The following is a 12,663-nucleotide window of genomic DNA, read 5'->3' as shown; positions in this document are numbered from 1 at the left end:
TCCTCTTTCCATACCTTTTGGTTATGGATATTCACGAAACTGGTATTTTTTATTATAACAAACTTCCGTTATTATGACACAGGAAAGAGAAATTGCTTAGGAGGTGTTTCATGAGTACAGGTTTCGTATACCCAGGACAAGGCAGTCAGACCAGCAAGATGCTTGAAGACGTACCTGCCAGTTATTTCCATCGGCTAGAACAGGCGACAGGCTTTGATTTACACCCTGTATCGGGGGATCTCGAACAAGATACCGTCTCTATTCAGTTGGCGCTTTTAGTAAAAGCGGCTTTTTACACGGACCAGATGAAAACCTCTGGTGTGCAACCTCAGCTTGTGGCGGGGCATTCGATTGGCGCTTTTTCCGCTGCGTTAGCTTGTGAAAGCTTAAGTTTCGAAAATGCCGCTAGCTTGGTCTATCATCGGGCGACATTGATGAAAGAAGCCTATCCGACTGATTATGCCATGGGGGTACTTGTTGGTGTAACGAGAAGTGAAGCAGAAGCGCTCGTGGCAAAAACATTTGATCCTGCTGCTCCCGTCTATTTGTCAAATGAAAATTGCCCCATGCAGCATACGATCTCTGGTCATCTCAAAGGCTTGCGCAAGACGCTAGCTCAAGCGAAAGATTATCATGCGCAAACCGCCAAACTTTTAGCAGTGCCTGTCCCGTCCCATTGTGTGTTGATGGCAGAACCCGTGAAACGATTTGCGCCATTTATGAACACGGTATTCCTTGATGTGCCTATCTGTCCCTACCTCAAAAATACGGATGGTCGGATGACCATGAACCCTGAAGAGATCCGTCGAGATTTGCTGCAAAATATTGCTTATCCGGTGCAGTGGAACAAGATCATGGATGTTGCCTACGAAGCAGGACTTGATTTGGCTCTTGAATTTCCTCCTGGCAATACCCTAACAAAACTGATCCAAGCAAAATTTGGTGAAAACAAAGCGATCCGTGTGATCAATTTGGATCAACATGGCATGGATGATGCTTTATTCCTATATCAAAAATGGAGATGAATACAATGAAAAAACCTGCAAGAAACTGGGCAAGTAAACGTGAAAAGAAAGCCCAAACCATGAAAAAAATCGAGCATCTTCTCGATGGGAAATATGTCCCAACGGAAGCAATCATTGAAGTCTTAGAACAGTTGATCCGTCCGGGAGACAAAGTGGTCCTTGAAGGCGACAATCAAAAACAAGCAAGCTTTCTATCAAAAAGCTTAGAACAAGTCGATGCTCAAAAAGTCAACAATTTGCATATGATCATGTCGAGTATCTCCCGTCCAGAACATTTGACGATATTTGAAAAAGGCATTGCAGCGAAAATCGATTTTTCTTATGCAGGCGCACAAAGTACGCGCGTTGCCCAAATGATTGAAGACAAAACCATGAAATTAGGGGACATTCATACGTATTTGGAATTATATGGTCGCTTATTTATCGACTTGATTCCGAATGTGGTCCTTGTGGCGGCGGACAAAGCCGATCGCCAAGGAAATCTTTATACAGGTTACAATACGGAAGAAACACCAACGATCGTCGAAGCAGCAGCCTTCAAAGATGGGATTGTGATCGTTCAAGTTAATGAAGTGGTCGATCGTTTGCCGCGGGTCGACATTCCCAGCGATTGGATCGATGTCGTCGTGGTAGCAGACCAACCGTATCAATTAGAAGCGCTCTTTACGAGAGATCCGCAAAACATTACGGAATTACAAATTTTGATGGCGATGATGGCATTAAAAGGAATCTATGCAGAACATGAAGTACAATCGTTGAATCATGGGATCGGTTTTAATACCGCTGCGATCGAGTTACTTTTACCAACCTATGGAGAAACGCTTGGAATCAAAGGAAAAGTAGCGAAAAACTGGGTCTTGAATCCTCATCCAACGATGATTCCAGCTATCGAATCTGGTTGGGTCGAAAGCATCCACAGTTTTGGTGGGGAAGTTGGTATGGAAAAATACATTGCCGCTCGTCCAGATGTATTCTTTGTCGGAAAAGACGGCACGATGCGCAGCAATCGAGCATTATCCCAAACTGCAGGTCAATATGCCATCGATATGTTTATCGGTTCAACCTTACAACTGGATTATCAAGGAAATTCTTCTACAGTGACGAAAGGCCGCTTATCTGGATTTGGTGGTGCACCAAATATGGGGCATAATCCGGGGGGCCGTCGGCATTCGACTCCAGCTTGGCAATCCTTGCGGGATGAAACAGATCCTTTAGCAAAAGGACAAAAATTAGTCGTTCAAATGGTTGAAACGTATGGTTCCAATAAAAAACCTGTTTTTGTAGAAACGTTAGATGCGTTGGCTGTCCAAAAGCAAGCTGGTTTAGCCAATGCCCCAATTATGATCTATAGCGAAGATACGACGCATATCGTGACAGAAGAAGGCATCGCTTATCTTTATAAAGCAAACTCAAAAGAGGAAAAACAAGCAGCAATCGCAGCCATCGGTGGTGTAACCCCACTAGGAATGACCAGCACAAAAGCTTCTCTGAATGCCTTGCGCAAAGCGGGAATCGTGAAATTACCAGAAGACTTAGGGATCAAACGCAGTGATGCCAAACGATCATTGCTAGCAGCTCAAACCGTTGATGATTTGATCGAATGGTCCGATGGGTTGTATGAACCGCCAATGAAATTCAGAACGTGGTCTTAATAAGAGCAAGAGGAGAGAAGAAGAGATGGAAAAATTAGCTTATACGTATCAAACAACGAAACCAGTCACCAAAAAAGTCCATGTTGGCGTGGTTGGTTCTGGTGACTTGGAAATTCTGCTTTTTCCAACAGACAAACAAGAAACCACCGTTTCAGTTTGTACAGGAAGTGATGGCTTTGGCGATGTGTGGCAAAATGTCTTGACACGTTTTTTTGAGCGCTATCCAATCAGTGCGCAAATAGTGATCAACGACTTTGGCGCTACTCCCGGTGTGGTTTACCTACGATTAACCCAAGCAATGGAGGAACTAGCAGATGAAGAATAGTTTTGTAGAATTAAATGCCCGAGAACGGGTGCACGCATTATTGGATGCCAAGAGCGGTCGTGAATTGATCGATCCATTCGACCAAATGATCGCACCCAATCTGGTGGCTCAAGACATCGTGCCACAAAGCGATGATGGGATCGTTGTTTGCCGTGGAACGATTTCTGGAGAAAACGTGGTCGTGATCGCTATGGAAGGAAAATTCCAAGGTGGCGGGATCGGTGAAGTTTCTGGTGCTAAAATCATCGCGGCATTGACTCATGTGTTGGAAGAAAACCAAAAGGGCAATCCGATCACACCGATCATCATCCTCGATACTGGTGGCGTACGCCTCCAAGAAGCGAATTACGGCTTATTGTCGATTGCAGAAATCGGCAATTTGATCGTTGCAATAAAATCGTATGTGCCAGTGATTGGCTTAGTGCCAGGTCGGGTGGGTTCTTTTGGCGGTATGTCGATTACCTCAGCACTTATGAGCTACTTGATAGCGACGAAGAAAGCCCGTATCGGTTTGAACGGTCCTGAAGTCATCGAACAAGAAGCTGGCGTGAGAGAATTTGATTCCAGTGATAAAGATTTGATTTGGAATACCATTGGCGCCAAACAACGTTTGGCAGCACAAATGATCGATGAACTAGTGACTGACAGTGTCGAATCGATCCAAGAAGCTGTGATTGCGGCGATGGTTGAAAAGAAAGACAGTCATCGCAGCGAAAAAAGTGGTTTTTATCTTTCTCTTTTAAACGAACTTGATCTATCAAAGCCGCTGACTATCGAGGCATACAATAAGGCTCTTGCAACGCACAAAGCAACTGAAGTGGCACCTATTACTGTAACAGAAGGCCAAGAAGCTGCTGCTGACAGTATCGGTTATCATTGGTTTTCAGCATTGACGAATCTGCAGTTCCCAACCTCAACTAGTGCAACAGTCTATGCAGCTGCATCTGACCTTTTTACTGAAGAAGTCGTTGTTACAGCGATCGTGCCAAACCCAACTAATCCGATGTATCGGGTACGCAATGGAGAAGTTGGTTTAGTCGAAGGGTACGAGATGGGCCACCTGTTAGAAACTGTTTATCAAGAAGACAAAGAGAAAGCAGTCAAACGACCAATCATTGCGGTCATCGATGTCCCTAGCCAAGCGTATGGCTACAATGAAGAATTGATTGGTATTCATGCAGCTTTAGCAAACAGTGCGGCAGCTTATGCCAAACTACGCCAAGCGGGTCATCCAGTGATCGGTTTTATCGCTGGTAATGCGATCTCTGGGGCTTTCTTAGCGCATGGCTTGCAATCAAGTCGTCTGATCGCATTAAATAGTGAAAAGATCACTGTTCAAGCAATGTCAAAAGAAAGTGCAAGTCGGGTCACCAAACGGTCGATTGCAGCGATTGAAGCCGCGGCGGAAAAAGTACCAAGTATTGCTTATGATATCAAAAATTATACGAAACTTGGGGCAATCTTCACTTTCTTATCCTCCATTACGGATCAGTCTGTCACCTCTGAAAGCAAAGCGACTGTAATTGAAGCGATCAATGAGGCGATTGATGATGTGCGTAAAACGAATGACACGATGTTGACCAGTCGCTACACCAATCCGATCGCTAAAAAGAGCGGCCGGCTGGAAACGAATAACGTATTTGAAAAAATGAATGCAGAATGGAATGAGTAACGAATGAACCGTGCCCACGATATCGTTCAATTAGATAAAGAAGTTCTTGATATGATTGATATTCCCAAATGGTTTTCTGAAAAAGAACAGCTTTTTGCGACCGTCCGTCGTGGGAAACCCCGTAACCCCAGCTATTTACCCGTGGGGTTGCGCGGGGAAAAGCGGCAAGAACGGTTTGCCTTTGAGGCACCTTGCAACATGATCAAACGAACGATCCATCCTTGGGAATTGATCACTCGTGAGAGCTTTCGATTCAATGAAGTAGCCAATTATCCAGTTTACCGCAACTATCAACAAGCACGGCTTTTATTGAAGCACTATTCTTGGGGAATCGGTGGCAGCTTGGGTTTTGAATTGGCTGCAAAACAGGCAGCAATCAAGCCGACAAGTGATTTAGATCTGTTGCTTTATGCCGACACGAAAGAAAAGCTGCCATTGGAACTATTGGAAAAGCAGGCAGCCTTTTTTCAACAGATCGATGTTCAAGTTATCACAAAACAAGGCGGGTTTGCCTTAAAGGAGTATTTGGAACATCCATCAAAAAAAATCTTAGTAAAAACAGACGAAGGGCCAAAACTCACCACTGAGATTTGGTAATTATTAGAAAAGTGAGCGAAAAACATGTTTGAGAACAACGATTTAAAAATCAACATCAGTGATTTCCAAAAAGTATTTGCCGTGACAGCAGTAATGATGCAAACGATTTTGACTTTTGCCTTATCCAATACCCAAGATGAAAAGACTGCAGCATTCATCGGTACCTTTTATGTCTTGGTGAAATTTACCGCACCCCTGTTTATTTTTGCTATTGTTTATAACATGGTTAAGACAAGTCAACATCTGTCTTATCTAGAATTTTTGAAAGAAAAGTTTTTTGAACTTGTCGTGCCATATGTGCTTTGGACGACGGCTTATTTATGGCTCTTTCCCGCTGTCCAACAAGGAAAACCTTATACTGATACAGCAACGTTTTTACTGAAATATGTGACGGGGGATGCGGCGCCACACTTGTGGTATACGATCATGATGCTGCAGATCCAATTGTTGATGCCGTTTTTTGTCTGGTTAGGTTACAAAGTGTTGACGAAGAAAAAAGCTGTTTGGCCAGTATTGATCGTCGCAACTGCTTTGTATGCCGCTTGGTATGTGTTTTATGATCGCCAAGTTTTTGAAGGACCGCATCATGAAAACTGGTATTTATTGGATCGGTTTGTCTTTAGCTTTGCGATCTATGGGATCTATGGCGAAGCCGCTTTGATTTATCACGAAACTGTCTATCGCTTCCTATACAAGATTCGCTATGCTTTCTTGCCAGTGGGTTTAGCATTGGGGCTATTATCTGCCAATCATCTGCTACATTATGCAGGTGATCTAAGTTTCGCTCATGCACCGTATTTAAATACATTGCAAAGCTTATATAGCTTAGTATTGATTTTTGCAGTCTTTATGTTTGGGTCAACTATGATCAAGAACAATGCCCCTCAGTTAGGGACATTTAAGTGGCTATCTACTTATGCGTATCGAACCTATCTTGCCAATGTTTTTGTCTTTCAAGTTTTGTTGCTATGCTTCAAAGATTTGTTGCTGCAACTGCCAATGGGCATCATGATCATCGTCGCTTATTTGGCAACTGCCAGCTGTGGTTTTTTAACAAGCTATGTTTTGCATGTTTTATGGGTAACGATCAAAGGTCAAATCAAAAAATAGAGGAGGAGTTGGATGTTTGCATTTGCTGTAGAAGAAAATTGTCGACGACTCGCCCAATTGGTAGAAGAAGCCTTGATTGCAGAAGTGACATTGTCCCCAAAACCTGGGTTAGTGGATGCCATTGATTCAGGTGCCCATCACGATATGGATCAAGCACTCTTTCTGCGATCAGCTCGAGCATTGACGCCATACTTTGAAGAAATGGCCTTGGTGTCTTGGGGAAGCAGCATGTCTCAAGAGTTGCGGGAAGCAATCGCTGCAATCGGTCGGAAGGCAGAACAGGCGATGTTGGCAGCCACTGGTGGCATCAACACTCATAAAGGAGCCATTTGGGCATTAGGCTTGCTCATCAGCGCCGTCAGTAGCCAACTTAGTCGCAAACAGCGGATTTTTTTGCCAGAAGTCTTTTCTGACATCCAGCTTCTCACTGCATTTCCTGATCATGCGCTGACTCAACAAACGGAAAGTCATGGCAAAACTGTTCAAGCCAAATATGGACATCTCGGTGCGTATGGGGAAGCTGCTGCTGGGTTCCCCCATGTTCAAATCGCTCTAGCGGATTATTTTTCTCGGGATTGTTCCAATGAGACTGAAAAAAGGCTCCACATGCTGTTGGCGATCATCGCTACACTGGACGATACGTGTATTTTATACCGCAGCAATCAAGAGGTACTGGCACTGGTTCAGCAACTCGCACAAAAAGCCAATCAGCAAGCGTTGCCGAACCCAGCATTTCATGCACTAGCAGCCTTCTGCCAGTCAGAAAATGTGTCTCCAGGCGGCAGTGCTGATCTGTTGGCTGCCAGCTTCTTTTTATTGTCCATCAACTCGGTTTTACCCGTAAACGAAGGAAAGACCGTTTACCAATAACTCTTTTCCTTAGAAGAAAGCCAACGATTCTTCTAAGGATTTTTTGTTTCATTTTTTCGCTCGATTAAGAAAAATAAAATCTCTTGCTATTTGCATAGTTTAATGATTAGATAATTCTTAGGCACTACTGAAATGCTTCGTTGCTCCATTGCAACGAATAAAGGAGTTACAGATGAAATACTATAATGCTTTTCTTCAAAATCTTGTGTTGCGGCGCTGGACGGTCCTGTTTATGCTTGCGGGCATTCTTTTTTTGTTTCGCAGTATGATGACCATTCTTTTGCTGACCTTTATCTTTACGTATCTGATTTATCGGCTGGTTCTTTTGCTCCATCGAAAAAGTCATCTGCCCATTAAGCTTACGAGCATCCTGACTTACAGCTTGATTGTTTTTATTCTTTATTTAGTAGCAACAAATTATGTACCAATCATCATCAAACAATCCGTCCAATTAGTCAATTCCGTTGCTGATTTCTACCAACGGACAGACTCCAACAATGAATTGATCGAATATGTCTTGAATTTATTGCAAACCAGTGAATATATTCAGAAATTACAAAGCGGCGTTCTAGTCGTGATCAATTATCTGTATAATTTCGGTGAGTTGGCATTGACGGTGCTGATCTCATTTCTGCTTAGTTTCTTCTTTATGATCGATAACAAAAAGACCGTTGCGTTTTCTCGGCTATTTTTGCAAGGGCGAGGGGCGTGGTTCTTTGAAGATGTTTACTATTTAGGAGCTAAGTTTACGCGTGCTTTCGGAAATGTGATTGAGACGCAGTTGGTGATCGCCTTAGTTAATACAGCAATCACTGTCTTCGCCTTAGCGGTGATGGGCTTTCCGCAGCTGTTGAGTTTGGCGTTGATGATTTTCTTTCTCAGCTTGATTCCTGTTGCTGGTGTGATCATCTCGTGTATTCCATTGACGTTTATTGCCTATTCTATCGGCGGATTTAATGACGTGATCTATATTCTTTTGATCATAGTATTTGTTCATGCGTTGGAATCCTATATCTTAAATCCCCGCTTGATGGCCAATAAAACAGAGATTCCGATGTTTTACACGTTTATTCTCCTGTATCTTAGCGAACATCTCTTTGGTTTGTGGGGCTTGATCATTGGGATCCCATTGTTTACTTTCTTTTTAGATTTAATGAATGTGAAAGAGATTCCGCGATTGCGTAAAAAAACCGATGACACCTTGCAGGACCAATAAAATGATTGCTGTAAAGGATGGCAATTGATAGAAAAACCATCTCTGCCGATGAAAGGCGAGATGGCTTTTTTATTTCGCAGCAATTTTTTTCGTAAAGGAGACAAAGCAGATTGCTGAAGAGGTGCTTTGAAACCTGCCTGTTGGGGAATACCCCAAAGAATGATAAAAGTGAACCAGCTTGGGTTCTTGCAGGATCGTATTCAAATGTATCGTATCTGTTTGTACGTTCCTTTCAATCAAGGTCATTGCTTGTCTACCGATCCCGCGGTTCTCGTAGGAGGGAAGAAGGGCGATGGAAGATAGCTTCGTCGTATGCTCCTGCTCAACCGTCAGTTTTAGGAAGCCCACGGTTTTCTGAGCGGTCATGATTAAATAATAAGTGGTATTCGACGCAGAAAACTTTGCGTTTAGCTTCTCAAAACTTTGTAAATAGGGAGAAGTTTCTCCATCTTGATAACGGAGAAAGAGAGATTTGAAGGCAGCTTTTTATATCAAGTAGATAGAAAGTAAATCGGAAAGCTTCGCTTCTTTAAGCTGAATGAGCATGCACACTCCATAAAAAGTCAGACATCATTTGTTGAAAGACATTGATTCGGTATAGAAGGTCCTGATGAAAAAGCCATCGAAGAGCAGTCTTTCATTGGCTCGTTTCCGTTTTGATCCTTCCCTCAACCAGAGGTTCAAAAACGAAGAGATCCGCAGGGCTTCGTGCCAACGGTGTTTTATTGAAAAAGATCATTTATCGATGTAACCAAGTCGTCATAGGTTTGACCGGTAGCGATTGCATAAACGGAAAGCAAAAAGACGAGGGCTGCTGCCAGCACGTAAAAAATTCGGAGGCGATAACCGTCACCTGTCCGGCGATTTTTTACAAAAGTAAAAATCGTCACAGCTAGATAAGCGAAGGTCAATAAACAAATAAGATACGTAATAATTTCTGGTGTCATGGGCGTTTTCCTTTCTTTTTCTATTTGTATAAAAATATACTCAATAAATATAATATAACCATTTCGATACCGTCAAAGAAAGCGCTCAATTTTTGATACAAAAAACTGACCGAGTGGTAGCCACTGGTCAGTTCTATTCAAAAACGATGGGGCATGATCTTAATTGTCTTTTTTTTCCGCATCTAGCAAGCTTCTTAGTTCATCTGCTAAAGCGATACAGGCAATACTATCCGTTAAGGACATCAGGGAATTTTCGAGTTGTCCTTGTGCAAGAGCGGTGTGAACTGCTTGAATCTCTGAATGGAAATCATCGATCTCGTACCCAATATCATAGACCGTGTCTTCTTGGTCAATCGTCACGGTAAAAGAAGCGGGGCGATGGAAGTTGGGGATCGTGATTTTCCCTTTTGTTCCTTGTAATTCCGCCACCGTCTCTTTTGTTTGGTCAAATCCAGTCTCAATCACTGCAACAAAGTCTTCACTGACAAAGCGTGCTTCAACATAGGTATCAACCCCAGTTTCATAAAGGCTGTAATCGATCATTTCGGCAGTTAAATTTTCTGGTGAAAAATCTTGGATAAAGGCTAAGTTATAGATCCCCATATCCAGTAAAGCACCCCCTTGTTTTGGCAGATAATGGTAAGAACTGCCTTCGACTGGTAAATGGCGGCGAAAAGTAGTCGTGACACTTGTTAGCTCACCGATATGACCACCATCCACAAGTTCTTTTAGTTTGCGATACGCTGGGGTGAAGCGTGGCTTCATGGCTTCCATAAAGAAGACTTCGTGTGCTTGGGCTTGTTTTTGTACATCGCGCATTTCTTGTGCAGTCAAGGTTGCTGGTTTTTCACATAAAACAGCTTTTTTTGCTTGAAAGGCTTTGATGATCCATTCATAGTGATACAAATGCGGCAAAGCAATATAAACGATATCGATAGCTGGATCATCTAATAGGTTTTGGTAGTTATCAAAGACGGCATCACACGGAAATTTTGCTTGAAACGCTTGCGCTTTTTCCATCGTACGACAAGCAACCCCATAAAGCTGGGCATCTTGAAAATTTTCTAAACTTGCAGCAAAGCGATTGGCGATATTTCCGGCACCAATAATTCCCCAATTGATCATTTCATTTCCCTCTTTTCTTCAGTTGACGGGTATTCTGAGAGAATCCCTGATTCCAAAACAGATTGTTTTTTTCTTAACTCGACAATATTTTTTTGATATTCTTTGGCATACAGCAAGGCAAACAGTGAATCTAAAATATACTCAAAGGCGACCTGTGAAGAAAAGGTACCGACTTTGAGAAAATCACGTTCATCATGAGAAGCGATGATCGCATGGGTCGCTAATGGGATGATTTTCGCATGGGCGTTGCCAGAGATTACGATCACTGGTACCCCAACATCACGAAAGTGTTGCATGATTTTTTCGTATTGTGTATTTTTCCCACGATAGGTAATAAACACGGCACAATCATTTTGCGTGACGTTCGATGCATTCCACGCATCATCCCCATATTCATCCGCAATGATCAGATACTTATTGATTTTGACCAACTTATTTTGAAAACTTCTTGCCCGGATCTGAGAATCACCGCGAGCAAATAAGAAAATCCGCTGCGCAGCTTCCAACGATTGCACCACTGCTTCCATCGTTTCTGGAGCGACCTGAGCGTGGGTTTTGTGGATCGAGTTGATCGTTAGATCGGCCATTTTTTTCATAATATCAGGTGTTTGATCCTTGGGCGAAAAGGGAAAATTCGCGTCAACAAAGGTTGGGTTGAACATCTGATTATGGGCAATTTCAGCCAGACCTAAGCGAAAACTTTTAAATCCTTCATACCCCATCTTTTTGGCTAGACGAATGACGGAAGAGTGGGATGTGTATGTATGCTTAGCGATGACTTCAATCGTCAACGAAGGCACATCATTGATATTTTGCAAAATATAATCGGCAAGCCGCTTCTCCGTATTGGTCAATCCTTCTTGAAGCCGTAATTTATCTCCTAATAACATCAAACCACCTCTTTCTAATCATAGCCTAGGACAAAGAAAACCAAAAGCAAAAACTGTACCTTTTTGGCAATTTGGTAAAAATGTTCAGAACCACTCAGCAGTTTGCGAAAAAGTCTGGTCAAAAGAACCTGTTTTTGGCAAAAGACTTCTCATTTCGAAGGATATCAGCAATAATCAAGCTATCAATTCATAGGAGGCGTCACAATGTTAACTATCGCATATCTCGGAAACGGAAAAAGCACCAATCGCTACCATCTGCCTTTTTCAACCAAGCTGCAGGATAAGATCAAAGTAAAGACGATCTATTCACCAAGCGGCAAGCTGACCTGGCCAACACTAGAAGGCGTTCATTACACCTCTGACTTAGAGGATATCTACCGTGATCCTGAAATTCAATTAGTTGTGGTCACGACCCCTAGTCATTTGCATTATAAATTAGGCAAGGATGTCTTGCTCCATGGGAAAAATGTCTTGATCGAAAAACCTTTTACGGAAACTTCGGCACAAGCAAAGGAATTGTTCGCACTGGCGCAGGAGAAAGGCTTGTTTGTGCAATGCTATCAAAATCGCCGCTTTGATTCCGATTTTTTGACCACGCAAAAAGTGATCGAAAGCGGCGTGCTCGGAGATCTCTTAGAAGTAGAGATGCATTATGATTATTTTCGCCCAGAGATTCCACGGTCAGTGACCGAATTTTCACTGAATACTAGCTACTTGTATGGACACGCTTGTCATACACTGGATCAAGTGATCTCCTATTTTGGGCAACCAGACGATGTCCATTATGAGGTTCGGCAATTGCTTGGAAAAAATCGCATGAATGATTACTTCGATTTGGATCTGTTTTATGGTCGAATGAAAGTCTCAGTCAAATCTAGTTACTTCCGATTAAAAGAACGGCCTAGTTTCGTCGTTTATGGTGAAAACGGCGTTTTTGTTAAACAAACGAAGGATCGACAAGAAGAGCATCTAAAACAGTTTTATCTCCCGGATCATGCCGATTTTGGGATCGATTTACCGGAACACTATGGCACACTAACTTATATGGATGCTAACGGTGACTACCATGAAGAAAAAGTCATCTCTGAAATTGGTGATTATAGCCGTGTGTACGAGGGCGTCTATGAAACGATCATCAATGGTAAAGAGAAAATCGTGAAAGACGAAGAAACGATTTTACAAATCGAAATGCTAGAAACAGGCATCAATCAAATGATCACTGAGTCATAAGGCA

General features: G+C 42.6%; 12 protein-coding genes and 1 pseudogene. 9 read left to right on the top strand and 4 right to left on the bottom strand.

The window, feature by feature from the left end; all coding sequences use genetic code 11:
• Positions 1-110: 110 nt before the first annotated feature.
• From IGI94_RS08310 to IGI94_RS08275, 8 genes are all read left to right on the top strand, one after another.
• Positions 111-1,025 (top strand): ACP S-malonyltransferase, encoded by a 915-nt coding sequence (locus IGI94_RS08310; RefSeq protein WP_086372985.1) that lies wholly within the window; start codon positions 111-113, stop codon positions 1,023-1,025.
• 5 nt (positions 1,026-1,030) lie between these two features.
• Entirely contained in the window at positions 1,031-2,677 is a 1,647-nt protein-coding gene (gene mdcA / locus IGI94_RS08305; RefSeq protein WP_438899625.1) for a malonate decarboxylase subunit alpha, read from the top strand.
• A gap of 25 nt (positions 2,678-2,702) precedes the next feature.
• Complete coding sequence (locus IGI94_RS08300; protein WP_005226050.1) at positions 2,703-3,002, top strand: malonate decarboxylase subunit delta; 300 nt, start codon at positions 2,703-2,705, stop codon at positions 3,000-3,002.
• Complete coding sequence (mdcD, locus tag IGI94_RS08295) at positions 2,992-4,674, top strand: biotin-independent malonate decarboxylase subunit beta (RefSeq protein ID WP_086372983.1); 1,683 nt, start codon at positions 2,992-2,994, stop codon at positions 4,672-4,674. Before IGI94_RS08300 ends, mdcD begins: the two co-directional genes overlap by 11 nt.
• A gap of 3 nt (positions 4,675-4,677) precedes the next feature.
• Positions 4,678-5,271 carry a malonate decarboxylase holo-ACP synthase gene (locus IGI94_RS08290; protein WP_005231351.1) on the top strand — a complete coding sequence of 198 codons (594 nt, stop codon included), beginning with the start codon at positions 4,678-4,680 and terminating at the stop codon, positions 5,269-5,271.
• Positions 5,272-5,295: 24 nt separating this feature from the next.
• Positions 5,296-6,381, top strand: coding sequence for an acyltransferase family protein (locus IGI94_RS08285; protein WP_016611803.1), 1,086 nt, complete (start codon positions 5,296-5,298; stop codon positions 6,379-6,381).
• 12 nt (positions 6,382-6,393) lie between these two features.
• The gene (locus IGI94_RS08280) at positions 6,394-7,251 is read left to right on the top strand and encodes a triphosphoribosyl-dephospho-CoA synthase (RefSeq protein WP_016611802.1); all 858 of its coding nucleotides are present in this window, start codon (positions 6,394-6,396) and stop codon (positions 7,249-7,251) included.
• 172 nt (positions 7,252-7,423) lie between these two features.
• A complete protein-coding gene (locus tag IGI94_RS08275; RefSeq protein ID WP_008379977.1) occupies positions 7,424-8,467 on the top strand; it encodes an AI-2E family transporter in 1,044 nt (347 codons plus the stop codon).
• Positions 8,468-8,536: 69 nt separating this feature from the next.
• Here the strand turns inward: IGI94_RS08275 and IGI94_RS08270 are convergent.
• The 4 genes and pseudogenes from IGI94_RS08270 to IGI94_RS08255 form a co-directional block, all read right to left on the bottom strand.
• A pseudogene (locus tag IGI94_RS08270) lies at positions 8,537-8,890 on the bottom strand (GNAT family N-acetyltransferase); the annotation flags it as partial.
• Between the two features lie 299 nt (positions 8,891-9,189).
• Positions 9,190-9,414 carry a hypothetical protein gene (locus IGI94_RS08265; RefSeq protein ID WP_005235901.1) on the bottom strand — a complete coding sequence of 75 codons (225 nt, stop codon included), beginning with the start codon at positions 9,412-9,414 and terminating at the stop codon, positions 9,190-9,192.
• Between the two features lie 159 nt (positions 9,415-9,573).
• Positions 9,574-10,539 (bottom strand): Gfo/Idh/MocA family protein, encoded by a 966-nt coding sequence (locus tag IGI94_RS08260; RefSeq protein ID WP_008379972.1) that lies wholly within the window; start codon positions 10,537-10,539, stop codon positions 9,574-9,576.
• The gene (locus IGI94_RS08255; protein WP_016611800.1) at positions 10,536-11,429 is read right to left on the bottom strand and encodes a MurR/RpiR family transcriptional regulator; all 894 of its coding nucleotides are present in this window, start codon (positions 11,427-11,429) and stop codon (positions 10,536-10,538) included. Before IGI94_RS08255 ends, IGI94_RS08260 begins: the two co-directional genes overlap by 4 nt.
• Positions 11,430-11,633: 204 nt before the next feature.
• Here IGI94_RS08255 and IGI94_RS08250 point away from each other — a divergent pair, with 204 nt between their 5' ends.
• On the top strand, positions 11,634-12,659 hold the full coding sequence (locus IGI94_RS08250; RefSeq protein ID WP_016611799.1) for a Gfo/Idh/MocA family oxidoreductase: 1,026 nt from the start codon (positions 11,634-11,636) through the stop codon (positions 12,657-12,659).
• The last annotated feature ends 4 nt before the right edge of the window (positions 12,660-12,663 follow it).

The organism is Enterococcus sp. AZ149 (assembly GCF_051714285.1).
GTDB lineage: Bacteria > Bacillota > Bacilli > Lactobacillales > Enterococcaceae > Enterococcus_D > Enterococcus_D entomosocium.
Note: the sequence above shows the minus strand (reverse complement) of the source record. Positions and strands in the feature narration are given on the sequence as shown.